Below are 25,982 nucleotides of genomic sequence, written 5' to 3'. Positions count from 1 at the left end.
CCTTTCGCTAACCTTTCAGCAGACTTTCAAGGTTTTCGGGCTTCACAGCGGCGGTTGCGGCTGTAAACTCCGCGGCAAAGCGTGGCGTTGGCCATCCCTGAACGAGGTAAAAATCCATGCGTGTCCTGCTCGTCGAAGACCATCTGCAACTGGCCGAAAGTGTCGCTCAGGCGCTCAAGAGCACCGGTCTGACCGTGGATGTGTTGCACGATGGCGTGGCTGCCGATCTGGCGCTGGGCAGTGAGGAATACGCCGTGGCGATCCTCGATGTCGGTCTGCCGCGCATGGACGGTTTCGAGGTGCTGGCGCGGTTGCGCGCACGTGGAAAAAATCTGCCGGTGCTGATGCTCACCGCGCGCAGCGATGTGAAGGATCGCGTCCACGGCCTTAATCTCGGTGCCGACGATTACCTTGCCAAACCGTTCGAACTGACTGAACTGGAGGCGCGGGTCAAAGCCTTGCTGCGCCGCAGTGTGCTGGGTGGTGAACGCCAGCAACGTTGTGGCGTGCTGGCCTATGACCTCGACACCCGGCGCTTCACCCTTGGCGAAGAATTGCTGACCCTGACATCCCGCGAGCAAGCGGTGCTGGAAGCACTGATCGCCCGGCCGGGGCGAGTCATGAGCAAGGAGCAACTGGCCGCGCAGGTATTCGGCCTCGATGAAGAGGCCAGCCCCGACGCCATCGAAATCTACGTGCACCGTTTGCGCAAAAAACTCGATGGCCAACCCGTCGCCATCGTGACTTTCCGTGGTCTCGGTTACCTGCTGGAAAGCCGCGATGCATAAGCCCAGCAGCCTGCGCTGGCGCTTGCTGTGGAATCTCGCATTGCTGCTGGTGGTGTTGATGCTCGCCAGTGGTTTGAGCGCCTATTGGAATGGTCGCGAGGCCGCCGACACCGCGTATGACCGCACGTTGCTGGCCTCGGCGCGGACCATCGCTGCTGGCTTGTCGCAACGAGACGGCACACTGAGCGCCGATGTGCCTTACGTGGCACTCGATACCTTCGCTTATGACAGCGCCGGGCGGATTTACTATCAGGTCAATGACATCCATCAGAAGCTGATTTCCGGCTATGAAAACCTGCCCGGGCCGCCGCCGGGGACGCCGCGAACCGACAGTTATCCAGCGTTGGCGCGGTTCTACAACGCCACCTACAAAGGGCAGAACGTGCGCGTGGTCAGCCTGCTGAAAGCGGTGACCGAACCGAACATGAACGGCATGGCGGAAATCCGCGTCGCCGAAACCGATGAAGCACGGGTGAGCATGGCGCGCAGTCTGGCGGCCGATACTTTGCTGCGCCTGGGCATGTTGGCGATCGGAGCGTTGCTGCTGGTGTGGTTTGCGGTCAGTGCCGCATTGCGCCCGTTGGAGCGTTTGCGTACAGCGGTGGAAGAGCGTCAGCCCGACGACTTGCGGCCGCTGCCATTGGTTGAAGTGCAGCATGAGCTGTGGCCTTTGGTGCGCGGGCTCAATCATTTCACCGAGCGCTTGCGTGGTCAGTTCGAACGGCAGGCGCAGTTCATCGCCGATGCGGCCCATGAGTTGCGCACGCCATTGGCGGCGCTGAAGGCGCGGCTTGAATTGGGCCTGCGTTCGAACGAGCCCGAGACGTGGCGCACGACATTGGAGTCTTCGGCGCAAAGCACCGATCGCCTGACCCATCTGGCCAATCAGTTGCTGTCGCTGGCGCGCGTTGAAAATGGTGCCCGGGCGATTGCCGAGGGCGGCGCACAGTTGCTCGATCTGAGTCAGTTGGCCCGGGAACTGGGCATGGCCATGGCGCCGTTGGCGCACAAGCGCGGGGTGGCGCTGGCGCTGGAGGCGGATGAGCCGGTGTGGTTGCGCGGTGAACCGACGTTGTTGAATGAGTTGCTGAGCAATCTGGTGGACAACGCCCTGGCGCACACGCCGCCGGGCGGCAATGTGATTTTGCGGGTAACCGCGCCGGCAATACTTGAAGTGGAAGATGACGGACCGGGCATCCCGCTGGAAGAGCGCGATCGGGTGTTTGAGCGGTTCTACCGGCGCAATCAGCAGGTGGCGGGTTCTGGGCTGGGATTGGCGATTGTCGGTGAGATTTGCCGGGCGCATCTGGCGCAGATCAGTCTGCATGATGGCGAGCAGGCGGGGTTGAAGGTGCGGGTCAGTTTTATTGCCGGGTGATTCTGCGGTGTTCTTGCAGGCCCCTTCGCGAGCAGGCTCACTCCTACACTGGAACGCGTTCTCCTGTAGGAGTGAGCCTGCTCGCGATGGCCACAATAAAGTTTCGGATCAGTAAAACATCGTCCGCGATTCTTCCAGATCTTCACACAGCGCTTTGTTTTCCGGATCAATCCCAAGCTTTCTGAACGCCGGAACTGTCATTGGATCAATCCGCGCAAAAGGGTGATCAGTGTCCTTGTGGCAATACAGGCTCGCCACCTGCACCAGATCGACATAGTCAATTGCAGTCGAGTCGCGCTTGAAGTCCTGATAGCGCCCCGGCAATTCCACCAGTCGCTCCGGGAACTCCCAGACGCGCAGCAACTTGTCACCCAGTAGCGGATGAATGTGATCGATCACATGGTTGAGGCTGACCGGGTCGGACAGTAGTTCATAGTGGTCTTCGGCATAGGTCAGAATCGGCAACACGCCGATCTGGTGCACCAGCCCGCCGAGCGCTGCCTGATCGGGCTTGAGCTGCGTGTAGCGGCGGCACAGCGCATAACTGACCCCGGCAATTTCCAGGCTCTTGCGCCAGACTTCGCGCATCTTTTGTTCGACCACCTCGGAGCGGGCGTGGAAGATCTGCTCCATCACCAGACCGATCGCCAGGTTGCTGCTGTAGTTGATGCCCAGCCGGGTGATGGCCGTGTGCAGGTCGGTGACTTCCTGTGCGGCGCGCAGCAACGGGCTGTTGACCACTTTGATCAGGCGCGCCGACAGCGCCGTGTCACGGCCGATCACTTTGCTCAGGTCGCTGACGCTGATCTCCGGGTCTTCAGCGGCCTTGCGAATCTGCAGGGCCACTTCCGGCAACGTGGGCAGAACCAGGTCATCGTTATCGATGGCCTCAACCAAATCCTGTTGGACTTTTTCCGCCAGTTCGCTCATTTAAACTCTCTAGGGTGTTGCAACAAATGCTGCGATCAGCGCTGGATTTCGCGGTCGCGATCCAGTTCATAAGGCAGGTCGAGCAGATGCAGCGCCGGGCCTTCAAGAGCGCCCAAATGCAAATCACCGGCTTCGGCAGCTTCGGCCTGCAGCACCGCCAGGAGTTCAATGTTTTGCCCGGCGTTGGCGGCCAGCACCACTTCACCAATGGCGCTGTTGTGGCTCGGCGCAAACAGTTGTGTGCCAGGCTCCGGCAAGTCAGCGGCGTCCAGGCTCAAGCGATACAGACGACGCTTGAGTTTGCCCAGGTACTGCATGCGCGCAACGATTTCCTGGCCGGTGTAGCAGCCTTTCTTGAAACTCACGCCGCCGACGGCTTGCAGGTTGAGCATCTGCGGGATGAACAGCTCGCGGGTGCTCGGCATGACCTGGCCGATACCGGCGCGGATCTGGCCGAGCAGCCATTGATTCAGCTCGGTTTCAGGCAGGGCCGCGGACAATTTTGCTTTGATCGCGTCAGCCTGATCGGCCGGTGCCCAGAGCTCGGCGCGATCCGGCGAGACGCGAATCGCAATCAGGCCTTCGTGACGCACGACGCTGTCGGTTTCTGCTGGCAACTCCAGGCCGAGGCTGGTCAAGGCGTTGTCGTCATGGGCCAGACCGAAGCGCACCCAAGTGGCACTTTCGTCGGTCAGTTTCGATTTGGAGAACACCGCGTACTTTTTCAGGTCCGCCAGTTGCGGCTCCAGCAGCTCACTGGCCATCGCCAGAACCACACCGTCACTTTCGAGCAGAATGCGGAAGCTCGACTGCATCCGGCCTTTCTGTGTGCAACGGGCGCCAAGGCTGGCACGGTTGTCGCTGAGGTAATTGAGGTTGCAGGTCAACTGGCCTTGCAGGAATTTTCCGGCATCCGCGCCGCGAACCGCGAGAACGCCTTCATGAGACAGGGTGCAGAAAAAAGCAGAATCGGCCATGGGTCATCGCAGGGTAAATAGACTGGGGCACATCATAAGGGCGCGTTGTTGAAATGGGTAGTTGATAAAGGATCGGTGGTCCCCGACCAAAGCCGACTGTGCGACCTGTCCCGGGGCTGTATACTTGCCGCCAAATTTGAGGAGGGCTCCATGGTCGAACAAGTTGAACTGAATCGCCTCTTTTGGCACAGCCGTCGCGGCATGCTTGAGCTTGACGTGTTGCTGGTGCCGTTCGTGAAAGAGGTTTATGCCGATCTGAACGAGGTGGATCGTGCGTTGTATGTTCGCCTGTTGGAGTGCGAGGATCAGGACATGTTCGGCTGGTTCATGGAGCGCAGCGAGTCTGAAGATCCGGAACTGCAGCGCATGGTTCGCATGATCCTGGACCGTGTCCAGCCCAAGTAACACGTTCGAATGCCGCTGGCATGCCTCACGGCAGTTGCTGGCGGCTTATCTGTTGGCCCAGGCGTTCGCGCTGGGCGCTCTGTTTCTGCTCTCTATTCCACTCTGGGCCAGCGTGCTCGGGGCTTTTGGCTGTCTGCTTCACGGGTTTTGGGTGTTGCCTCGGCAGATTCTGCTGACTCACCGAACGGCTTTCTGCGGATTACGCCGCGATGCCGATGGCTGGCAGTTGTGGAATCTGGCCAATGGTTGGCAAGCCGTGCAGTTGAGGCCGGACAGCCTGGCGCTGCCGTTGATCGTGGTGTTGCGTTTTCGTCTGCGCGGGGAATTGCGGGTCAGATCAATCTGCGTACCAAGGGACTCGCAGGCGGCGGATTTGCACCGGCGCCTGCGAGTACGGCTCAAGTTCAGCCGACGTAGGTGGGCGGCACCAGAATAGTGTCGAGCGCCTCGGGCAGCATGTCTGGATAGTCGAGGGTGTAGTGCAGACCGCGGGATTCCTTGCGTTCCATCGCTGACTGGATCATCAGTTCAGCTACCTGAGCAAGGTTCCTCAACTCAATCAGGTCTCTGCTTACTCGGTAGTTGCTGTAGAACTCGTCGATCTCGTCCAGCAGCAGGCGCACGCGGTGTTGCGCCCGTTGCAGGCGCTTGTTGGTGCGCACGATGCCGACGTAGTCCCACATGAACCGCCGCAGTTCATCCCAGTTGTGCGCGATGATCACGTCTTCGTCGGAATCGGTCACCTGGCTGGCATCCCACGCGGGCAGGGCGTTTGGCGCGGTGACATCGTCCAGTTGCGCGAGGATGTCCGCCGCGGCCGAGCGCGCATAAACAAAACATTCCAGCAGCGAGTTGCTGGCCATGCGGTTGGCGCCGTGCAGGCCGGTGAAGCTGGTTTCACCGATGGCGTACAGGCCGGGCACATCGGTGCGGCCATTCTGATCAACCATCACGCCGCCGCAGGTGTAATGCGCGGCCGGTACGACCGGGATCGGCTGCTTGGTGATGTCGATGCCGAAACCGAGGCAGCGCTCATAAACAGTCGGGAAGTGACTTTTAATGAACGCTTCGGGTTTGTGGCTGATATCGAGATAAACGCAGTCGACACCCAAGCGCTTCATTTCATGGTCGATGGCGCGGGCGACGATGTCGCGCGGCGCCAGTTCGGCGCGCTTGTCGAAGCGGGACATGAAGCGTTCGCCATTGGGCAGCTTCAAATACGCGCCTTCGCCGCGCAGGGCTTCGGTGATCAGAAAACTCTTGGCCTGCGGGTGATAGAGGCAGGTCGGGTGGAACTGGTTGAATTCCAGATTCGCCACCCGGCAGCCCGAGCGCCAGGCCATGGCGATGCCGTCACCGCAGGCGCCATCGGGATTGCTGGTATAGAGGTAGACTTTGGCGGCGCCGCCCGAGGCCAGAATCACAAAGCGTGCGCCGTAAGTGTCGACTTCACCGGTCTTGCGGTTGAGTACGTAGGCGCCGAGGCAGCGCTCGCCGTCCATGCCCAAGCGTCGTTCGGTGATCAGATCAACGGCAACCCGCTGCTCCAGCAACTCGATATTCGAACGCTCTTTGGCCTGAGTCAGCAAAGTTTTGAAGATTGCGGCACCGGTAGCATCGGCCGCATGGATGATGCGACGGTGGCTGTGACCGCCTTCGCGGGTCAGATGGAATTCGAACCCGCCATCTTCAGTGCCGGATTGATCGTCGCGGGTGAACGGAACACCTTGGTCGATCAGCCACTGGATGGCTTCGCGGCTGTGCTCCACGGTGAAGCGCACGGCATCTTCATGGCACAGACCGCCACCGGCGTTCAGGGTGTCCTCTACATGGGATTCGACAGTATCGGTGTCGTCGAGCACGGCGGCAACGCCACCCTGGGCCCAGAAAGTCGAACCGTTGGCGAGATCGCCTTTACTCAATACGGCAATGCGCAAATGACCCGGCAGGGTCAGCGCGAGACTCAAACCGGCAGCACCGCTGCCTATGACCAGAACATCATGTTGGAATTGTTGGCTCATTACAGGATTCCGCTCAAAGCGACCCGGGTCGGGGGTGGCGCAAGACAGCTGGATCGGCGAGTCAAGACAGCCACACAGCCCACTAGTATATAGAGGGGTGGGGCGGCACAATAGCCGGGCCGATATGGCATTGTGAAACTACTGTGAAGGGAAAAAACGGGTGCTTCGTCGGAAGTTTTTTTCCTCCGTTTGGGGAAAAGGCGACTGTATCGGCACTGAAACAGACTTTTTCAGCACAGGGTTGCCCAATGTCGGGTGGTGGCGACTATAAATAATTGGAACTTTTGCCAAAGGCCCAAGATCAATAGTCGGTGCCAGAGATAAGGGACAGTGTCGGCTTCAGTGCGGAATCTGCGGTTGGATTCCTGCCGGCGAAACCGATGACAAGATTATTCGCGCAGCCGGTTTATCCCGAGCTGCGTTTTTCGTGCGTGCCAAATCAGAGCCCGCAGGAAACTTGCCTTGAGGGGGAGAACTTTTGCGAAAAGCCCGAGTCTATGTTTGCAAGTCTGGTCGTTTAGTTATGCAAGTCTCCTCCGGGCTTATCGAGGAGTGTTCATGCTAACCCAGGAAGAGGATCAGCAGCTGGTCGAGCGCGTTCAACGCGGCGACAAGCGAGCTTTCGATCTGTTGGTGCTGAAGTATCAGCACAAGATTCTCGGGTTGATCGTGCGTTTTGTGCACGACACCCATGAAGCCCAGGACGTGGCTCAGGAAGCCTTTATCAAGGCGTATCGAGCACTTGGAAACTTTCGCGGCGACAGTGCGTTTTATACGTGGCTGTACCGTATTGCCATTAACACGGCGAAGAATTACCTGGTTTCACGCGGCCGCCGGCCGCCGGATAGCGATGTAAGTTCCGAAGACGCAGAGTTCTACGATGGCGATCACGGCCTCAAGGATCTCGAGTCACCAGAACGTGCACTGCTGCGGGATGAGATCGAAGGCACCGTCCATCGAACCATCCAGCAACTGCCAGAGGATTTGCGTACGGCTTTAACTTTACGTGAATTCGATGGTCTGAGTTACGAGGACATTGCGAGCGTCATGCAATGTCCGGTGGGTACCGTGCGCTCCCGGATTTTCCGCGCTCGGGAGGCCATCGATAAAGCCCTGCAGCCGTTGTTGCAGGAAAACTGAGACAGCGGCGACAGCCAAGAGAGGAACGCCATGAGTCGTGAAGCCCTGCAGGAATCGCTGTCCGCAGTGATGGATAACGAAGCGGACGAACTGGAATTGCGTCGAGTGCTTAATGCACTGGATGATGTTGATACCCGTGAGACCTGGGCTCGTTACCAGATCGCTCGGGCAGCCATGCACAAGGATCTGCTGCTTCCACGTCTGGATATCGCTGCGGCAGTGTCTGCTGCACTGGAAGACGAAACGGCTCCGGCCAAAGTATCTCGCAGCCCATGGCGCAACATCGGCCGTCTGGCTGTTGCTGCCTCGGTGACTGTTGCCGTTCTGGCCGGTGTTCGCCTGTACAACCAGGACGAAATCGCTGGTGTCGAACTGGCTCAGCAATCCAGTCAGACAACCCTGGCGACCCCACAGGTCAAAGGTCCGGCTGTTCTGGCAGGCTATAGTGAGAGTTCGGAAGCCACTGGCCCTATGGCCAACGGCGTACTGCAAGGTCAACCAGGCTGGCATGATCAGCGTCTGCCAGGTTATCTGCGCCAGCACGCTCAACAGGCTGCACTGAAAGGCACTGAAAGCGCACTGCCATACGCACGTGCAGCAAGTCTGGAAAACCGTTAAGGAGGATCATGCGCGCCATACCTCTACTTTCGCTTCTGCTCAGTGGCTGGTTCATTGTTCCAGCCCACGCTGATGAGGCCCAGGACTGGTTGACCCGTCTGGGCCAGGCCGAGCAACAGCAAAGCTTTCACGGCACATTCGTTTACGAGCGTAACGGTAGCTTTTCTACCCATAACATCTGGCATCGCGTCCAGAATGGCCAGGTCCGCGAGCGTTTACTTCAGCTCGACGGTTCGGCGCAGGAAGTCGTGCGCATTGATGGACACACTCAATGCGTCAGCGGCACCCTGATTGCCGGGCTGGGGGATTCTCCCAACTCAGCCGCTCGTCCTCTCGATCCGCAAAAGCTGAAAAACTGGTATGACCTTGCCGTCATCGGCAAATCGCGCGTGGCTGGGCGGGACGCAGTGATCGTATCGCTGACGCCTCGCGATCAGCATCGTTACGGGTTTGAGCTGCATCTGGACAAGAAAACCGGCTTGCCGCTGAAGTCGTTGCTGCTGAACGACAAGGGGCAGTTGCTTGAGCGCTTCCAGTTCACCAGTCTTGATACTGATGAAGTCCCTTCGGACAAGGACTTGCAGGCCGACGCTGACTGCAAGGCAATTACGCTGGACAGTGACAAGGCTTCGGCGGTCAAGACCGCTCAAGTCTGGCACTCGGACTGGCTACCGCCGGGTTTCGAGCTGACCAGCAGTAACTCGCACAAAGATCCGGAAACCAAGACTCAGGTCAGCAGCTTGCTATATGACGACGGTCTGGCGCGTTTCTCGGTTTTCCTTGAGCCATTGAACGGCCCAACCGTCACCGACACTCGGACTCAATTGGGCCCGACCGTTGCCGTTTCACGCCGCCTGACCACGCCTCAGGGCGAAATCATGGTGACGGTGGTCGGCGAAATCCCGATTGGCACCGCCGAACGAATTGCTCTGTCGATGCGTAACACTGATGGCACTGCAACCAGCAAGCAGTGAGCTGATTTCAGTCATTACCACTTCTTCGTCGAGACGTAGATGAAATGTTTGCTGAGCATTTTCATTTGCAAATAGCCCGGAAATTTTTTATAGGTCAGAGCCTCACGGCTCTGGCCTTGTTTGTTTTTGCCGGAACAAAAATGCCGGTCGGTGGTTTCCGGCGTTCCTTGCTCCATATCGCTTAACCCTGCTCGTCGTAACGGGAGCTGTATGTCGATACCAAGTTTGAAATCTTATCTCTCCATTTTCGCCACCGTGCTGTTGCTCGGTCAGGCAGTCCCTGCTGCACAAGCGGCCGATCTGCCTGACTTCACCCAATTGGTCGAACAGGCGTCGCCAGCCGTGGTGAACATCAGTACCACGCAGAAACTGCCGGATCGCAAGGTGAATCAGCAGATGCCTGATCTGGAAGGTCTGCCGCCGATGCTGCGCGAGTTCTTCGAGCGTGGCATGCCGCCTCAACAGCGCTCGCCGGGCGGTGGTGGTCGTCAGCGTGAAGCGCAGTCGCTGGGCTCGGGCTTCATCATCTCTCCGGATGGCTACATCCTGACCAACAACCATGTGATCGCTGATGCTGACGAGATCCTCGTGCGCCTCGCCGACCGCAGCGAAATGAAAGCCAAGCTGATCGGCACCGACCCGCGTTCCGACGTGGCGTTGCTGAAAATCGAAGGCAAAGATCTGCCGGTGCTCAAACTCGGCAAATCCCAGGACTTGAAAGCCGGTCAGTGGGTCGTCGCTATCGGTTCGCCGTTCGGCTTTGATCACACCGTGACCCAAGGCATCGTCAGTGCCGTCGGCCGTAGTCTGCCGAACGAAAACTATGTGCCGTTCATCCAGACTGACGTGCCTATCAACCCGGGCAACTCCGGTGGCCCTCTGTTCAACCTGAACGGTGAAGTGGTCGGCATCAACTCGCAGATCTACACGCGTTCGGGCGGCTTCATGGGCGTGTCGTTCGCGATCCCGATCGACGTGGCGATGGATGTGTCCAATCAGCTGAAGAGCGGTGGCAAGGTCAGCCGTGGCTGGCTGGGCGTGGTCATCCAGGAAGTGAACAAGGATCTGGCCGAGTCGTTCGGTCTGGATAAACCAGCCGGCGCGCTGGTTGCCCAGATTCAGGATGACGGCCCGGCAGCCAAAGGTGGCCTGCAAGTCGGCGACGTGATCCTGAGCATGAACGGCCAGCCGATCGTCATGTCTGCGGACCTGCCACATCTGGTCGGTGCACTGAAAGCTGGCGCCAAAGCCAATCTGGAAGTGATTCGTGAAGGCAAGCGCAAGAACGTCGAGCTGACCGTTGGCGCCATCCCGGACGAAGACAAAGAACTGGATGCACTGCCTAAGTCCGGCGCTGAAACCACCAGTAACCGTCTCGGTGTTGCCGTGGGTGAGCTGACCGCCGAGCAGAAGAAAACCTACGACCTCAAAGGTGGTGTGGTGATCAAGGAAGTGCAGGACGGTCCTGCGGCCCTGATCGGTCTGCAGCCAGGTGACGTGATTACGCACCTGAACAACCAGGCCATCGGCTCCACCAAGGAGTTCGGCGAGATCGCCAAAGCGCTGCCGAAGAATCGTTCGGTGTCGATGCGCGTTCTGCGTCAAGGTCGCGCCAGCTTCATCACCTTCAAACTGGCTGAATAATCCAGCGGCAGGGTAAAAAAGAAACCGCCTCGAAAGAGGCGGTTTTTTTATGCCTGAAGCTTTTGTCCCGGTGGGTAACGATCAGCCCATCATGTCCTTGATCATCCGCTCCTGCTCCATCAGCTCACGCTGGCGGGCATCGATTCGCGAGGATAGCGGGAAGTTGCTGCCAGCCTTGCGCTTGGCAAAATCGAGCTGCTGGATCGCCTGACGATAATCGCCAACCAATGCAAAGTACTCGGCGCGCGCCTGATGCAGGCCGATGATATTGCCGGACAAGCCACGGGTTTCGGCGACCTGATACCAGACGTCCGGGTCATCCGGGCGGGATTTGAGTAACGCTTCCAGAGCCTTCTCGGCATCCGGTGCGCGATTCTGTTTCAGCAGCAGATCCACACGAACCTGATTCAGCGGATAGTTGCCGGGATATTGCGTGAGCATCCGGTCAACCCGCGATTGCGCATCTGGCAAACGATTATTGGTGATGTCCAGATCGACCTGGGCGAGGTTATAGATAATTTCGTTAGGCGATGTTGCCAGCAATTGCTTGAGGTTCTCGCGAGCCTCGTTCAGCTGGCCGCCCTTGATCTGAGCGATCGCCAGACCGTAACGCGCCACATCGTTTTTCGGGTTCTCGTCCAGTTGCGCACGGAAACGCTTGGCACCCAGGCCAGGGGTTTCTTCATAGATCAGCTGCACGCGCGCGCGGATCAACTGATAGCGCTTGGAGTCTTCTATACCGCCCTGTTTGGCCTGTTCGGCACGGTTGCGGGTGTCAGCAATACGCGATTCGGTCACCGGGTGAGTCAGGAGGAATTCCGGTGGCTTGGCGTCGAAACGATATTGACGCATCAGACGCTCGAACATGGTCGGCATCGAGCGCGGGTCATAACCGGCCTTTTCCAGATTGAGGATACCGATGCGGTCGGCTTCCTGTTCGTTCTGTCGGGAGAAGGTCCGTTGCGATTGAATCGCCGCTGCCTGCGTACCGGCAATTGTTGCGATGCCAGCGTCACCGCCACCGGCCGCCGCGATAACGATGCCGGCCAGCAGCGCAGCCATCATCGGCACCTGCATCCGCTGCGAAGCCTCGACGCCGCGAGCGAAGTGGCGTTGTGACAAGTGCGCCAATTCGTGGGCGAGTACCGAAGCGTATTCGCCCTCGGTCTGCGCATTGAGGAACAAGCCACCGTTGACCCCGACCACACCGCCCGGCGCTGCGAAGGCGTTGAGCTGCGGGCTGTTGATCAGAATGAACTCAAGACGCCGGTCAGTGACCTGGCTGGTCTCCACCAGCTTGTACACGCTCGATTCGACGTAGTCCTTGAGCTGCGGATCGTTGAGTTGTGAAACCTGGCTGCGCAACATCGCCAGCCAGGCGCGGCCGAGCTGGTATTCCTGTTGCGGCGAGACAATGGCAGAACTGGCGTCGCCGAGTGACGGCAGATCGTCGGCAAAGCCTGGTGAGGCGAGCAGGCAAGCGAGCGTCAGCAGGGTAGGGCGCAGAAAAGTCATGCACAAAGCCTTAGAAGACAAAGACCTTACTGTAGCCGGACACCGGAGCTGCGACCAGATATTCTAGGCAGCTCGACGACCCGAACCGGAGTGACGCAATGACTGACGCTGTAGCCCATGACGTGGAACTGGACGCCAGTGGCCTGAATTGTCCGTTGCCGTTGCTCAAGGCAAAAATGGAACTCAACAAGCTCCAGAGTGGCGCTGTCCTCAAGGTCATCGCGACCGACGCAGGCTCGCAGCGCGACTTCCGCACCTTTGCCAAGTTGGCCGGTCATACCCTGCTGCGCGAAGAAGACGAAGCAGGCGTTTACCGTTACTGGTTGAAAAAGGCCTGAAACCGACAGCGTAAAAGACCTAAGGATTATTGATGTTCAAAGTGTTACGCGACTGGATTCAGCGCTACTTCTCCGATGAAGAAGCCGTGGTGCTGGCGGTGCTGCTGTTTCTCGCCTTCACCGCAGTGCTCACCCTTGGCGGCATGCTCGCGCCGGTGCTGGCGGGGATGGTGCTGGCGTATCTGATGCAAGGCCTGGTGGTCACGCTGGAACGCCTGCGCGTGCCGGGTGGGGTGGCGGTGGGGTTGGTGTTCGCGCTGTTCATGGGCGTGTTGATGCTGTTCATCGTCGTGGTGTTGCCGTTGCTCTGGCATCAGTTGATTACCCTGTTCAATGAACTGCCGGGCATGCTCGCCAAATGGCAATCGCTGCTGCTGTTACTGCCGGAGCGCTATCCGCATCTGGTGTCCGACGAGCAGGTGTTGCAGGCGATCGAAGCAGCACGGGGCGAGATCGGCAAGTTCGGCCAATGGGCACTGACATTCTCGTTGTCGAGTCTGCCATTGCTGGTGAACATCATGATCTATCTGGTGCTGGTGCCGATTCTGGTGTTCTTCTTCCTCAAGGACCGGGTCATGATCGGCGAGTGGGTGCGTGGCTACTTGCCGCGTGAGCGTGCATTGATCACCCGGGTTGCGCAGGAAATGAACCGACAGATCGCCAATTACATTCGCGGCAAGGTCATTGAAATCGTTATTTGTGGTGGCGTGACCTACATCGCTTTTGTGGCGCTCGGACTGAATTATGCGGCGCTGCTGGCGTTGCTGGTCGGCGTCTCGGTGGTGGTGCCGTACGTTGGCGCGGTGGTGGTGACCGTGCCGGTGTTGCTGATTGCGTTGTTTCAGTGGGGCTGGAGTGATCAGTTCATCTATTTGATGGCGGTCTACGGAATCATCCAGACACTGGATGGCAACGTGCTGGTGCCGTTGCTGTTCTCGGAGGCGGTCAACCTGCACCCGGTGGCAATCATCTGCGCGGTGCTGTTGTTTGGCGGGTTGTGGGGATTCTGGGGCGTGTTCTTTGCGATCCCGCTGGCGACGCTGTTCAAGGCGGTGCTGGATGCCTGGCCGCGCCAAGAGCCGGCGGTGGCGCCGCTGCTGTAGCGGTTGAGTCAGATTTTGTATGAAGGCTATTCGCGAGCAGGCTCGCTCCCACATTGGATCTGTGGCGTTCACAAGTTCAATGTGGGAGCGAGCTTGCTCGCGAAGGCGTCAATGAGGGCGACGCAAAACCATCAAGCTTTATTCAGATTCTGAGCAGCAGCCAGAACTGCATCCACATGCCCCGGCACCTTCACACCGCGCCATTCCTGACGCAGCACGCCTTCCTTATCAATCAGGAACGTGCTGCGATCAACGCCCAGGTATTCCTTGCCGTACAGCTTCTTCAACTTGATCACGTCGAACAATTGGCAGACGGCTTCGTCCTTGTCGCTGATCAGCTCAAAGGGAAACTCCTGCTTGCACTTGAAGTTCTCGTGGGACTTCAGGCTGTCGCGAGAGATACCGAAAATCTCGGTATTGGCGGCCTTGAACGCGGCGTATTGATCACGAAAGCCCTGACCTTCGGTAGTGCAACCCGGGGTGCTGTCCTTCGGATAGAAATAGATCACCACTTGTTTGCCCTTCAGGGCAGACAGGCTGACGGTCTGCCCGCTGGTGGCAGGTGCTTCGAAATCCGCAACCGGTTGGTCGATGACAACGGCCATGAAAGCTTCCTTACATTGGGTTTTGTGGGCGCCAAGGCTCGATCAGTGCATCGAGGTTCATCGCGTCGGAGAAGTCGAGGAACTGGTCGCGCAGCCAACTGATCTGGGTGCCGGCCGGCAGGGTCACGGTGAACGTGGCGTTGAGCATGGTGCCGCCGGTCTGCGGCGCCTGATACGTGTCGCAGGTCAGGTTTTCCAGTTCGACGTTGTGATCCATGAAGAACTGGCACAGCTCATTGATGATGTCCGGACGATACGCCGAGCTGACATAGGCCACGTACGGCAGCGCCTGCGGACGATTTTCCAGCGGCGCGCTACGCACCACGTTAGCCGTGAAGGCATGTTTCTTGGCCAGGCCTGGCAGGCTGCCCTCCAGGCGGGCGAGGGCGTCCCAGCTGCCGGAGACCTCAAGGACCAGCGCACTGCACTCGCCGTGGCGAGTCAGGCGCGAAGTAACCACGGCGCAGCGATTTTCATGGCTGGCGCGGCACAGGACGTTAGTCAGCTCCATGGGGTTGGCGCCAAGGGCACTGATAACAAGGAATTGTTCGCGAACTGTGGGGGTGGACATGCAGCATTCCTAAAGCGATGAGCGGTCGGTAGGGTTACGGGCATTGGCTGCCGGGGAGTGCCTGTTCTGGCTGTCCATAAAAAGAGGCCCGGCCAGCGCTCGCGGCTCGCTCCACTATAGCGGGAGCGCGTCGATGCGACGCAGGAACGGGGTCTGGGAGGCCGTAAAGGGAGGCTGGAACCCGGCGTACAAGCTGATCAGTACCGATCAAAGTCTGAAGGGTAGCGAAAAGCGACGCCAAGGGGAATGGCGGCAGCGCAGTACTTCGCTTGTGCAAGCATCTTGGCGCCAGTACCATTACCGCTCTCTTTTTCCGGCAGGAGCGGTTTCATGATTGCGGGCAGTATGGTGGCACTGGTCACTCCCATGGATGCACAAGGGCGTCTTGACTGGGACAGCCTCAGCAAACTCGTGGACTTCCATCTCAAGAACGGCACCCATGCCATTGTCGCGGTCGGTACTACCGGCGAGTCGGCAACCCTTGATGTCGAAGAACACATCGCCGTCATCAAAGCCGTGGTCAAACAGGTTGCCGGGCGCATTCCGGTCATCGCCGGCACTGGCGCCAACTCGACCCGCGAAGCCGTCGAGCTGACCCGCAACGCCAAAGAAGCCGGCGCCGATGCCTGCCTGCTGGTTGTTCCGTACTACAACAAGCCGACTCAGGAAGGCTTGTATCAGCACTTCAAACACATTGCTGAATCGGTCGACATTCCACAGATTCTCTACAACGTTCCGGGCCGCACGTCGTGCGACATGCAGGCCGAAACCGTGATCCGCCTGTCCACCGTGCCGAACATCATCGGCATCAAGGAAGCCACTGGCGACCTGAAACGCGCCAAAGCGATCATCGATGGTGTGAGCAAGGATTTCATCGTGCTGTCCGGCGATGATCCGACCGCCGTTGAACTGATCCTGCTGGGCGGCAAAGGCAACATCTCCGTGACTGCCAACGTTGCGCCACGCGAAATGGCTGATCTGTGCGAGGCCGCGCTGAAAGGCGACGCCGACACCGCACGGGCGATCAACGAAAAACTGATGCCGCTGCACAAAGACCTGTTCATCGAAGCCAACCCGATTCCGGTGAAGTGGGCTTTGGTTGAAATGGGCCTGATGCACGAAGGCATCCGCCTGCCACTGACCTGGCTGAGCACACCTTGTCATGAAACGCTGCGCTCGGCTCTGCGCCAGTGCAGCGTCCTGGTTTAATTGAGGAAGTACAACGCATGAAGCGAATGGCCGGACTTTCCGCACTTGCCTTGATTATCTCCAGCACCAGTGGCTGCGGATGGGTCTGGGGCCCGGAAGGTTATTTCCGTGACCGTGGTAGCGATTACCTGGAAGCGCAACAGACTGCACCGATGCAACTGCCACCGGAGGTCAGCACCTCCAAGCGTCTGGATCCGCTGTTGCCGATCCCGCGCAACGTCGCTGATGACACCGCCAAGGGCGAATACATTGTGCCGCGTCCTCAGCCGCTGTCGGCCGTTGCCGATGCCAGCGATTACTCGCTGCAGAAGAGCGGTGATTCGCGTTGGGTCGTGGCCCAGCACCCACCGGCCGAAGTCTGGCCAGTGGCCGTGCAATTCTTCCAGGACAACGGTTTCCGTCTGGACGAGCAGCGCCCGCAAACCGGCGAATTCACCACCACCTGGCAGCATTCCGACGAACTGTCCGCGTCCATGGCCAAGCGCCTGAGCGCAGCCGGCATTGCCAGCGACAGCGAAACCCGTGTGCGTGTTCGCATCGAGCCGGGCGTGCAGCGCAACACCAGTGAAATCTACGTGGTCAGCGCCGAGCGTCCTGCCGGCAGCACGGCCGACGTGGCCTTCACCAACCGTTCGGTCAACACTGGCCTGGACGCGGCGCTGGTCGACGACATGCTCGCGAGCATGAGCCGGATCTCCGAGAAGGGCGGTTCGGTGTCGATGCTCGCTTCGCGTGATTTCGATACGCCGAGCCGTGTCAGCCTCAGCGAAGACGGCAGTGGTAACCCGGTGTTGAACGTCGGTACCGATCTGGATCGTGCCTGGTCGAGCGTTGGCCGTGCACTGGAACAAGGCGAATGGCGCGTTGAAGACATCAACCGCAGCCTCGGCCTGTACTACATCAACCTGGCCGAAAAAGCCGAGAAGAAAGACGACAAGCCTGGTTTCTTCAGCAGCTTGTTCGGCAGTGCGCCGAGCAAGGAAGAAGTTGAAGCCCGTGCCGAGCGTTATCAGGTTCGCCTGAGCAAGGTTGGCGAGAACATCCAGGTGACCGTCGAGAAAAACATCAACACCGTCGCGCCGGCTGAAGTGGCACGTAAAGTGTTGAGCGTGATTCAGGACAACCTGGGCTGATCAACCATGCGTTTTGCCGTTCTCGGCAGCGGTAGCCAAGGGAACGGCACGCTGATCGCCAGTGCAGATACGTATGTGCTGGTGGATTGTGGTTTTTCCCTGCGGGAAACCGAAAAACGCCTGTTGCGCCTGGGTGTGAACCCGGCGCAACTGAGCGCGATACTCGTAACCCACGAACATGCCGACCACGTGCATGGCGTGGGTTTGCTGTCTCGGCGCTACAATCTACCGGTCTACCTCAGTCGCGGCACACTGCGCGGGATGCGCAAACCGATCGAACCCGCAGGCTTTCTGGCCGGCGGCGAGCAACTGCAGATCGGTGCACTGAACATCGGGGTCATTGCCGTGGCCCATGATGCGCAGGAACCGACCCAGTATGTCTTCAGTGATCACGAGCAGCGGCGCTTCGGCCTGCTGACCGACCTGGGGTCCTACTGCGAGCGGGTGCTGGACGGTTATCGGGACCTCGATGCGTTGATGATCGAGTCCAACCATTGCCGCGACATGCTGGCCCGTGGTCATTACCCGTACTTTCTCAAGCAGCGGGTGGGCGGCGAGCTGGGACATTTGAACAACCATCAGGCGGCATTCCTGGTGTCCGAGTTGGGCTGGCAGGGTTTGCAACACCTGGTTCTGGCCCATCTGAGCAGCAAGAACAACCTGCCGCAGCTGGCCCGGCAATGTTTTGTCGACACCCTCGGGTGTGACCCGGACTGGCTGCAACTGGCCGATCAAGATTCAGGGCTCGACTGGCGCCACATCGCCTAGCCCACCTACTTAGCAAGCGGAGCCCATCATGGAAAAACGTGAAGAACTCTACCGCGGCAAAGCCAAATCGGTTTACAAGACCGACGACGCTGACCGCTTGATCCTGCTGTTTCGCAACGACACCTCGGCGTTCGACGGCAAGCGCATCGAGCAGCTCGACCGCAAAGGCATGGTCAACAACAAATTCAACGCCTTCATCATGCAGAAACTCGAAGCGGCCGGCATTCCGACCCAATTCGACAAACTGCTGGCCGACAACGAAGTCCTGGTGAAGAAACTCGACATGATCCCGGTCGAGTGCGTCGTGCGTAACTACGCTGCCGGCAGCCTGGTCAAGCGTCTGGGCGTCGAAGAAGGCCTGAAGCTCAATCCTTACACCTTCGAACTGTTCCTCAAGGACGACGCCAAGGGCGACCCGTTCATCAACGAATCCCACGTTGTCGCATTCGGTTGGGGCACTGCCGAGCAACTGGTTCGCATGAAAGAACTGTCGCTCAAGGTCAACGAAGTCCTGAGCAAACTGTTCGACGACGCCGGCCTGCTGCTGGTCGACTTCAAGCTTGAGTTCGGCGTGTTCAGCGACGGCTCGATCGTCCTCGGCGACGAGTTCAGCCCGGACGGCTGCCGTCTGTGGGACAAGGACACCAAGAAGAAGATGGACAAAGACCGCTTCCGTCAGGGCCTTGGTGACGTCATCGAAGCCTACGAGGAAGTCGCCAATCGTCTGGGCGTACCGCTTTAATCGACGCAAGCATCTGATAGCACGAAGAAATTTTCGAAAGAGGGTTTGCTTTCGGTAAAAGTGTTGTTATGATGCGCGCCGTTGGAGAGATGCCAGAGTGGCCGAATGGGACGGATTCGAAATCCGTTGTACCTTCACCGGTACCTAGGGTTCGAATCCCTATCTCTCCGCCATTATTGAACAAGACGAAGCCCCCGTAATCGTTACTGATTACGGGGGCTTTTTCGTTTCCGGGATTGGGTCGGGGTGTTTTTACCGGCAATAGGCTGTCGGAGGTCCGCGCTAAAGTGCTCTGCGCCGAGACTTCCCGACGATGAACGAAAATAAAGGGATGTAGGTGGCCCTCTCGATGGTAGTGGGGTTAAGGGCGGCTGGAATACCCACCGGTTGGGAGATCGCCTTCGAGCTGATCGACGTTTCTGGAGCGGTTGGCGACTGCTTAAACAGAGTGCCGGGTACTTATCCCGAATTCTCTCGAGAACTTAGGTCGAGAGCTGATAGCTTGGAAGTGTCGCTCAGGTTCATCGCACTATTGCGGCGACACTGCAGTTCTCTTGTTATCTTGCCAATTAGGCTCTTATGTCGATCCGAAGCATGTGCCGCGAAGCCAAGGTGTTCGAGGAGGCAGGCTGCACAGTACGCGGCATCTAAAAGCATCCGAGACGAAACTAAGCGTGCGCTTACCGGTTAGCCCCGATGTCCTGCTTCTCCTGCTTCGTAAGCAAAGCATCTGGTGCCTCTTTGTCCATACAGAACACTGCACAACGGCCGGCATATTTCCAGTCGAACGACTGAGTAACGTGATGGGACATAGAATAGCGGCGGCTACTTCAGGTCGTTCCTCGCTTGCAGTAATGGTTTCAGCAGGTATGATGTTAAGAAACAATATGTATCTGTTATGTTTTCCGCGGCGTGAAGGTCGAGCAATGGAATCTTTGAATAAGCATGTGGCAGTCGGTAAGGATGGGTGGCTCTTTCTCAGAGCAGGGACGAACCACGTCAGTTCGCAGTTAAATGGCACATATCCACTGCCAGATGATTTTGAACAGCAGTGGCGCTTATTGTTTGAGTACAGAAAGAAAGCAGTAGAAAAGCATACTTCAAAATACTCGTTTCTTGTGGTGCCAAATAAAGAGTGTGTGTATGCGGACTTTCTGCCTGACGATATCAATGTTACTGATCGGCGCCCGGTGTTTAATGTACTGAAACAAGCTGAAGGGCTTGTTGAGACTTTATATCCGTTGGAGGGACTGGTCGAGCAAAGTCGTTCAGTTGACGTTTTTCCAAGAAGTGACTCTCATTGGAATCACTATGGTTTTAACGTTGCCTACAGACAGCTTATGAAATCATGGGGCTTGAAAGGTGTCGCGGATTCCGATCTGGTTATTCAAAATGGTCAAATGAATGATTTGGGCAGTAAGCTGAATATGGAGGTTTCCGATGTTCCATATTTTGCCAAGGTGAAGGCGCCAAGACACACGGTTATTGTTGATAATAAAATAAAACCTTTGGGTAATCTTTTTATTTCGGAAATCGATGACCCGTCTCTGCCAACTTGCGTTGTTTTCAGGGACTCGTTCATGACCATTTCTACACATATATTGGCGCAATCCTTTCGAAGACTTGTTATTGCTTGGCAGCCTAATATCGACTACGGGATTCTTGAGCGTGAAAAACCGGATTTTGTACTGAGCCAGCAGGCAGAAAGATTTCTTGTTGCTTGCCCGGATGACGAGCACGGTAAAACAAACGAAGAGTATGTTGCTCAAAAGCTGGCTAAATCTTTGAAATGATTTCAGTGCTTAACGCTTGAGCGAAAAGCATTGAACTCGCAGCTCTGACAGGCGACTTAAGGTACACGGGAAGTGTTCGAATCCCTATCTCTCCGCCATTACATAGAAAAAGCCCCGTAGCTGAGAAGCTACGGGGCTTTTTTGCATCCGCTCGATTGGTCTCAGCCAGCCGAGCGAAAATTTGATGATGTAGGTACCGACAGCATCAACGCATGTCGATCTCGCTGAATTTGAGGGTGAGGGGCTCATCATTCAAATCCTTGAATACGAGCTTGATGGCAGGGGTCTTGGTCAGCTTGTCGTTGCTTTGCTGAAAATTCAAAGTGACGCGCGTAGGGAGATTGCGGATAAGTTGGAATCTTGCCCAAGGGCGATCTTCCACCTGGCCTACTCGAATCGATTCAAATTTCAGAGGTCCTCCCGATTCATCGAACAGGCGTGTGCTCTCATCGAAACGGAAACTGCGATCCACATTCAGGTTCGTCAGTTCAAATGTGCACGTAGGCAATCGACCGATATTTTCGCAGCCATCCAGCTCAATACGGACGTTGTCCAAGACTTCCAAGCGCTTGCCGAGCAGATTGCTCCCTTCGTTCTCAACGATTTTTGCCTGGAGTTTTGCAAATTCGAATGAGGGTTTGGCGTACTCAGTACCCAGGATAAAAAAGCCGAATGACATCCCGGCGATGATGAGAAACTGCAAGCTGCCTCTAAGCAAGGGCGTGAAATGTCGAATTTGCCATTGGATCGAAACCGCACCGAGAAACATAAAGGTGCTGACCAGCAAGACCACGTTTTTCCAACTGATGAAACTAAAGCCAAACACGCTAGGGTCTGGCACTGCGTAGGTGATCAGTGCCCACATGGCGCCTAGCAGAACACCAAGCCCGGCCATGCCTCGCGTTATCAGGGTAGTGAACTTCTGTGTCCGGGAAAGGGGAGCTGTTAAATCCTGCGAAGGGGTCAAAGTTACGAACTCCTTGTTTCGTAGCCTGATCATGTATCCATGATGGTGAATGTCGGGCCGATAGGATGAGAATCCCTGGAGTCAGGGACTGGCGAATTGTGGCAGGTTGCCATTATCCATCTGCGAAGGTCTGGGTAAAGCCGTATGTTGATTGCCGACTAGTCTGACGGGGCGGGTTTCAGAGGTTTTACGACTGGATGCTGCCTATATCCATAGTCAGCATGTTCATTTGTTAAATCTCCTTGGCCGGCGTCTCCCCAGCCTTGATCAGCCCGATCACATGCAAGCAATCCGCCTTGTTCACATAAGACTCGCCACTGGCGATGGTCTCGTGGTTACCCGCCCTCAGTCTCCAGCGCCACTGCCCTTTGCCGGGGCTCGGGGTGCCTCTGGATTGCCTGGACGAGGAATGCGAGGAATGGGACAGATTTATTTTCATCTGATTTCTACCTCTCCGCCATTACATGGAAAAAGCCCCGTAGATGAAAATCTACGGAGCTTTTTCGTTTCTGCGAATCCAGGCTTCGTGGCGATAGCAAAGGCGCTGAAGCGTGTCTTGCGCGGTGAGGTCATCGGCATAGAGGCAATTTAAGTAAGCACAGCCTCTGCCGACATTAGAGAAACGGCGCTCACAGGACTCGCCGACCCATTGAATGCCGTGCTCGCAGAGTAGAGGCTGTCATTATTGGCAGCAATCAGCCGCCAGATCGCCCCTGTCGTCGTTTATCCTCTGTCCAGCCAAGAGGCCAGCGCTCTCACTAAAGTGGATACTTGCTCACCTCGGCTGCGAAAGGCGCATCCAGCGAGTTCCAGCCTCGCTCCCTATTTGAATTGGTTTGAACATGATAATTCCACCATCAGCCCAAGGTGCTCACCGCGTTTCTGAACGTCAGCCCGTCAAGTCAGGCAGCAGCGCCGCTCCCCACGTCGACGAGTGCGAAGTACTGGTTGCGCAGCCGCCAGTATTCGAGGATGGCGAGCCGCCAGTCGGCGTGGTTATCCATGCGTATTACCCCGAAGTGCTGCAAGATATCCTGCGCCGTTTAATCAAACTGCCTGAACGCCTGCATCTTTACGTAACCTGCGTAGCCGGTCGTGACGATGCGGTCTGTGCTCAGCTGACGGCCAGTACATTGAGTTTTTCGCTATACCGGGTGCCGAACCACGGCAGGGACGTTTTGCCGTTTCTGCGGGTGCTACCGTTCTTGCGTGCCGATAATATCCGCACGCTGGTCAAGCTGCACACCAAGCGTTCGCTGCACTTGGGCGGGGAGAACGACTGGGGCGTTGAACTGTTCGATGATCTGCTGGGCCCGGTACGATTCAGTCGAGCACTGGAGCATCTTGCCGACCCGGTGCACGTTCCAATGCTGGGTCCCCAGCGATACCTGCTGCCAGTCACCCGATCCCTCAGCGAAAGCAATCGCGCCTTGCTGGTCACTCTGGCCGAGCGTGGCGGCATTGATCCGCAAGGCATCAACGAAGCGGATTATTTTGCCGGCACCATGTTCTTTGCGCGCACTGAAGTGTTTGCCCCACTGGAGCGGATGCAACTCACGGGCAACGATTTCGAAGCGGAAAGCGGCCAGCTCGACGGCACCCTCGCACACACCCTGGTGCGATTTTTCGGTGTTCTGGCGAATGTTGGCCGTCAGCAGCGCAATCTCGACCTTTATCAGCGCTGGCTGGCGAGTCGGCAACTGGCTGCTGTCGAGGTCGAAGGTTTACCCGCGCGACTGGCGAGCTGGCCACGGCAACCGGACGTGTTGTTGGTGTTGACCGACACTGCGGGTGACATCGGACTGTTGCGTTCCAGCCTGGCAAGCATCGATCGTCAGCTTTATCAGGCGGCGGCCATCGTGGTGCTCTCCAACGCCGAACCTGTTGGTGTGACACCGGCGGCCAATCTGGTCTGGCTACCGCTGGCTGAATCCTGGCCGAGCCAGCTCAATGAGCTGTTGCAGGAGATCGAGGTTGACTGGTGGTACCTGTTACGGGCCGGAGACGAACTTGATCCCCACGCGCTGCTTTTGCTCGCCGAAGGCATTGCACTGAATCCCGGTGTCAGCGCTTGCTACAGCGATGAAGACTCACTGACCGCGGAAGGCTGCCAGGGTCCGGTATTCAAGCCGGATTTGAATCTGGATATGTTGCGCAGTTATCCGTATGTCGGCCGCGCATTGTCCTTCAGTCGCGAGGCCGCGCTGTCTGCTGACGGCTTTGATCCTGCCTTCAGCGAACTGGCGCCCCACGATTTGCTTTTTCGGCTGATTGAAACTCACGGTCTGGGTACTGTCGGGCACCTCGCGGATGTGCTGGTGCATCAGGCCATCAATTTCCCCCAGTGGCTCGGTGAACCCCAAGTCATCGCGAACTCGGCAGCCATCGTCGGGGCGCACTTGCAGCGCCTGGGCGTGGCTCATGAACTGCAGGCCGGACCTTTGCCAATGGCTAACCGTGTGGTCTACCGACATGTGGAGCAGCCGCTGGTCTCGATCCTTATTCCCACCAAGGACTGCCTGCCGATGCTGCTGCGCTGCATCGAAAGCATCATGGAGAAAACCAGCTATACGAATTACGAACTGATCATCGTCGACAACAACAGCGAAACCGACGAAGCCCGGGACTGGTTCAACGGTATGGAGCTGTTGAACGACCCCAAGGTGCGCATCCTGCGTTATCCGCACCCGTTCAACTATTCGGCGATCAATAATTTTGCCGCCAGCCATGCCCGCGGCGATTACCTGGTGCTGCTCAACAATGACACGGCGATCATCGATGGCGACTGGCTTGGTGCGCTACTGCATCACGCCCAGCGGCCAGAAGTGGGGATAGTGGGCGCCAAGCTGTTATTCCTCGACGGGACTGTTCAGCATGCAGGCGTGGTACTCGGGTTGCGCGGCGTTGCAGACCACCCGTTTATCGGCGATTCAATGCAGTCCAACGGCTACCTTCACCGCTTGCATCTTGATCAGAACTACAGCGCGGTCACCGCCGCCTGCCTGATGATCAGCACCGAGCTGTACCAGCAAGTGGGTGGAATGGACGAGGTCGGCCTGGCCGTTTCCTTTAACGATGTGGATCTGTGCCTGAAAGTCGGCCTGGCTGGACGGCTGATTGTCTGGACGCCTTATGCGCTGCTCGTTCACGAAGCCAGTGTGAGCCAGACCAACATCGACACGACCAAGGAGCAAGCCAAGCGCAAACGGTTCAAGGGCGAACAGTCGGTGATGTACCAGCGTTGGCTTGCGCAAATCGCCAACGATCCGGCCTACAATCGCAACCTGACCCTGGAGGGCAGTGGCTTCTCCTCCAAATACCGCACCGATACTGACTGGCACCCGTTTGCCCGTCGTGAGTTGCCTCACGTGCTGTGTCACCCCCTCGACTCTTTCGGCAGCGGACACTACCGCGTGCGTCAGCCTTTCGCTGCTCTGAAAGCCGCGCAGCTGATCGGCGGAACGGTAAGCGACGAGGGATTGCAACCGACGGAACTGGAGCGCATTGCGCCGGACACGATCATTTTTCAGGGGCAGCACACAACGCCTCATCTGGAGTACATGCAGGACACCAAGGCATTCTCCAGGGCGTTCAAGGTTTACGAGCTGGATGACTATATTCTTGACGTGCCCGCTGGCAACTTGAACCACGAATTGCTGCCCAAAGACATCACCAAACGCTTGAAGAAAGCGGTAGGGCTGTGCGATCGCTTGGTGGTGTCGACCGAGCCGCTGGCCACTGCGCTGAAGGGGTTCAGCGCCGATATCCGGGTGATGGAAAACCGTCTGCCGAGCCATTGGTGGAGCGACCTGACCAGCCAGCGCCAGCAAGGCCGCAAGCCTCGGGTTGGCTGGGCCGGCGGCTCGAGTCACAGCGCCGACCTGCAAGTCATCGCCGAAGTGGTTCGTGCGCTGGAAGGGGAAGTTGAATGGGTGTTCATGGGCATGTGCCCACCAGCACTGCGCCCCTATGTCCATGAGTTCCATAGAGGGGTGAGTATCGAAAAATACCCGCAAAGACTGGCCGGCCTGAACCTGGACCTGGCTTTGGCACCGCTGAAAGACAACTTTTTCAACGCCTGCAAAAGCAATTTGCGCTTGTTGGAATATGGCGCCTGTGGTTTCCCCGTGATCTGCTCGGATATCGTTTGTTATCAGGGTGATTTCCCGGTGACGAGGGTCAGGAACCGTTCGCAAGACTGGATTGCCGCTATTCGCGAGCATCTTGCTGACGCCGATGCCAGCGCCAAGGCTGGAGAGGCCCTGCGCAGCGTTGTCCTCGATCACTGGATGCTCAAGGACGAACATCTGTTGGCGTGGCGAAACGCCTGGCTGGCGGACTGAACAACGAGCCTGCATTGCAG

Annotated in this window: 25 protein-coding genes and 1 tRNA gene; 17 read left to right on the top strand and 9 right to left on the bottom strand. The window is 57.7% G+C overall.

All coding sequences use genetic code 11. The features are described 5' to 3' along the window. Positions 1-116: 116 nt before the first annotated feature. Both KBP52_RS11410 and KBP52_RS11405 read left to right on the top strand, forming a co-directional pair. Positions 117-788, top strand: coding sequence for a response regulator (locus tag KBP52_RS11410; protein WP_034153139.1), 672 nt, complete (start codon positions 117-119; stop codon positions 786-788). Next, positions 781-2,166, top strand: a complete 1,386-nt coding sequence (locus KBP52_RS11405) for a sensor histidine kinase (RefSeq protein ID WP_141128008.1) — start codon at positions 781-783, stop codon at positions 2,164-2,166. The genes KBP52_RS11410 and KBP52_RS11405 overlap by 8 nt, the downstream gene beginning before the upstream one ends. 108 nt (positions 2,167-2,274) lie before the next feature. On the opposite strand, the gene KBP52_RS11400 is transcribed toward KBP52_RS11405, so the two are convergent. Then, on the bottom strand, positions 2,275-3,096 hold the full coding sequence (locus KBP52_RS11400; protein WP_016984704.1) for an HDOD domain-containing protein: 822 nt from the start codon (positions 3,094-3,096) through the stop codon (positions 2,275-2,277). Positions 3,097-3,131: 35 nt separating this feature from the next. After that, entirely contained in the window at positions 3,132-4,073 is a 942-nt protein-coding gene (locus KBP52_RS11395; RefSeq protein WP_123594777.1) for a folate-binding protein YgfZ, read from the bottom strand. A gap of 150 nt (positions 4,074-4,223) precedes the next feature. Here KBP52_RS11395 and KBP52_RS11390 point away from each other — a divergent pair, with 150 nt between their 5' ends. After that, entirely contained in the window at positions 4,224-4,478 is a 255-nt protein-coding gene (locus tag KBP52_RS11390; RefSeq protein WP_095049216.1) for a succinate dehydrogenase assembly factor 2, read from the top strand. Next, complete coding sequence (locus KBP52_RS11385; RefSeq protein ID WP_212622771.1) at positions 4,462-4,914, top strand: protein YgfX; 453 nt, start codon at positions 4,462-4,464, stop codon at positions 4,912-4,914. The genes KBP52_RS11390 and KBP52_RS11385 overlap by 17 nt, the downstream gene beginning before the upstream one ends. On the opposite strand, the gene nadB is transcribed toward KBP52_RS11385, so the two are convergent. Beyond that, positions 4,883-6,499 carry an L-aspartate oxidase gene (gene nadB / locus KBP52_RS11380; protein ID WP_212622770.1) on the bottom strand — a complete coding sequence of 539 codons (1,617 nt, stop codon included), beginning with the start codon at positions 6,497-6,499 and terminating at the stop codon, positions 4,883-4,885. The two genes, KBP52_RS11385 and nadB, sit on opposite strands and share 32 nt — an antisense overlap. Before the next feature lie 558 nt (positions 6,500-7,057). Between nadB and rpoE the strand changes: the two genes are divergently transcribed. Genes rpoE through KBP52_RS11365 form a run of 3 tightly spaced genes read left to right on the top strand, consistent with a single transcriptional unit; the run spans position 7,058 to position 9,231 of the window. Next, entirely contained in the window at positions 7,058-7,639 is a 582-nt protein-coding gene (rpoE, locus tag KBP52_RS11375; RefSeq protein ID WP_003172477.1) for an RNA polymerase sigma factor RpoE, read from the top strand. Positions 7,640-7,669: 30 nt separating this feature from the next. Then, entirely contained in the window at positions 7,670-8,257 is a 588-nt protein-coding gene (locus KBP52_RS11370; RefSeq protein ID WP_212622769.1) for an RseA family anti-sigma factor, read from the top strand. 8 nt (positions 8,258-8,265) lie between these two features. Beyond that, positions 8,266-9,231, top strand: a complete 966-nt coding sequence (locus KBP52_RS11365; RefSeq protein ID WP_212622768.1) for a MucB/RseB C-terminal domain-containing protein — start codon at positions 8,266-8,268, stop codon at positions 9,229-9,231. A 14-nt stretch (positions 9,232-9,245) separates the two neighbouring features. Here the strand turns inward: KBP52_RS11365 and KBP52_RS11360 are convergent, their stop codons facing one another. Then, the gene (locus KBP52_RS11360) at positions 9,246-9,407 is read right to left on the bottom strand and encodes a hypothetical protein (protein ID WP_176091700.1); all 162 of its coding nucleotides are present in this window, start codon (positions 9,405-9,407) and stop codon (positions 9,246-9,248) included. Between the two features lie 34 nt (positions 9,408-9,441). Between KBP52_RS11360 and KBP52_RS11355 the strand changes: the two genes are divergently transcribed. Continuing rightward, positions 9,442-10,875, top strand: coding sequence for a DegQ family serine endoprotease (locus tag KBP52_RS11355; RefSeq protein WP_116028860.1), 1,434 nt, complete (start codon positions 9,442-9,444; stop codon positions 10,873-10,875). A gap of 81 nt (positions 10,876-10,956) precedes the next feature. On the opposite strand, the gene KBP52_RS11350 is transcribed toward KBP52_RS11355, so the two are convergent. Beyond that, a complete protein-coding gene (locus KBP52_RS11350; protein WP_116028861.1) occupies positions 10,957-12,390 on the bottom strand; it encodes a M48 family metalloprotease in 1,434 nt (477 codons plus the stop codon). A gap of 98 nt (positions 12,391-12,488) precedes the next feature. Here KBP52_RS11350 and KBP52_RS11345 point away from each other — a divergent pair, with 98 nt between their 5' ends. Together KBP52_RS11345 and KBP52_RS11340 are read left to right on the top strand one after the other, a co-directional pair. Continuing rightward, positions 12,489-12,728 (top strand): sulfurtransferase TusA family protein, encoded by a 240-nt coding sequence (locus KBP52_RS11345; protein ID WP_007911399.1) that lies wholly within the window; start codon positions 12,489-12,491, stop codon positions 12,726-12,728. 32 nt (positions 12,729-12,760) lie between these two features. Beyond that, on the top strand, positions 12,761-13,831 hold the full coding sequence (locus KBP52_RS11340; RefSeq protein ID WP_077571529.1) for an AI-2E family transporter: 1,071 nt from the start codon (positions 12,761-12,763) through the stop codon (positions 13,829-13,831). A gap of 131 nt (positions 13,832-13,962) precedes the next feature. On the opposite strand, the gene KBP52_RS11335 is transcribed toward KBP52_RS11340, so the two are convergent. Together KBP52_RS11335 and KBP52_RS11330 are read right to left on the bottom strand one after the other, a co-directional pair. Then, complete coding sequence (locus tag KBP52_RS11335; protein WP_127926198.1) at positions 13,963-14,436, bottom strand: peroxiredoxin; 474 nt, start codon at positions 14,434-14,436, stop codon at positions 13,963-13,965. A gap of 10 nt (positions 14,437-14,446) precedes the next feature. Further along, the gene (locus tag KBP52_RS11330) at positions 14,447-15,007 is read right to left on the bottom strand and encodes a glycine cleavage system protein R (RefSeq protein WP_034153153.1); all 561 of its coding nucleotides are present in this window, start codon (positions 15,005-15,007) and stop codon (positions 14,447-14,449) included. Positions 15,008-15,337: 330 nt separating this feature from the next. On the opposite strand from KBP52_RS11330, the gene dapA reads away from it, so the two are divergent. From dapA to KBP52_RS11300, 6 genes are all read left to right on the top strand, one after another. Continuing rightward, the gene (dapA, locus tag KBP52_RS11325; RefSeq protein WP_007911392.1) at positions 15,338-16,216 is read left to right on the top strand and encodes a 4-hydroxy-tetrahydrodipicolinate synthase; all 879 of its coding nucleotides are present in this window, start codon (positions 15,338-15,340) and stop codon (positions 16,214-16,216) included. A 17-nt stretch (positions 16,217-16,233) separates the two neighbouring features. After that, positions 16,234-17,349: an outer membrane protein assembly factor BamC gene (gene bamC / locus KBP52_RS11320; RefSeq protein ID WP_038358367.1), complete on the top strand. Its 1,116-nt coding sequence runs from the start codon at positions 16,234-16,236 to the stop codon at positions 17,347-17,349. A 6-nt stretch (positions 17,350-17,355) separates the two neighbouring features. Further along, positions 17,356-18,117 (top strand): MBL fold metallo-hydrolase, encoded by a 762-nt coding sequence (locus tag KBP52_RS11315; RefSeq protein ID WP_007911390.1) that lies wholly within the window; start codon positions 17,356-17,358, stop codon positions 18,115-18,117. 28 nt (positions 18,118-18,145) lie between these two features. After that, positions 18,146-18,859: a phosphoribosylaminoimidazolesuccinocarboxamide synthase gene (purC, locus tag KBP52_RS11310; RefSeq protein WP_077571533.1), complete on the top strand. Its 714-nt coding sequence runs from the start codon at positions 18,146-18,148 to the stop codon at positions 18,857-18,859. A gap of 83 nt (positions 18,860-18,942) precedes the next feature. Further along, positions 18,943-19,032, top strand: a tRNA-Ser gene (locus KBP52_RS11305). 501 nt (positions 19,033-19,533) lie between these two features. Continuing rightward, positions 19,534-20,652 carry a hypothetical protein gene (locus KBP52_RS11300; protein ID WP_139353575.1) on the top strand — a complete coding sequence of 373 codons (1,119 nt, stop codon included), beginning with the start codon at positions 19,534-19,536 and terminating at the stop codon, positions 20,650-20,652. A gap of 205 nt (positions 20,653-20,857) precedes the next feature. On the opposite strand, the gene KBP52_RS11295 is transcribed toward KBP52_RS11300, so the two are convergent. Continuing rightward, positions 20,858-21,619, bottom strand: coding sequence for a hypothetical protein (locus KBP52_RS11295; protein ID WP_240049793.1), 762 nt, complete (start codon positions 21,617-21,619; stop codon positions 20,858-20,860). Positions 21,620-21,851: 232 nt separating this feature from the next. Beyond that, complete coding sequence (locus tag KBP52_RS11290; RefSeq protein WP_212622767.1) at positions 21,852-22,058, bottom strand: DUF1508 domain-containing protein; 207 nt, start codon at positions 22,056-22,058, stop codon at positions 21,852-21,854. A 403-nt stretch (positions 22,059-22,461) separates the two neighbouring features. On the opposite strand from KBP52_RS11290, the gene KBP52_RS11285 reads away from it, so the two are divergent. Then, entirely contained in the window at positions 22,462-25,962 is a 3,501-nt protein-coding gene (locus KBP52_RS11285; RefSeq protein WP_212622766.1) for a glycosyltransferase, read from the top strand. Positions 25,963-25,982 lie beyond the last annotated feature (20 nt).

This window comes from Pseudomonas sp. SCA2728.1_7 (assembly GCF_018138145.1).
Taxonomy (GTDB): Bacteria; Pseudomonadota; Gammaproteobacteria; order Pseudomonadales; family Pseudomonadaceae; genus Aquipseudomonas; species Aquipseudomonas koreensis_A.
This window is presented reverse-complemented; position numbering and strand designations above follow the sequence as displayed.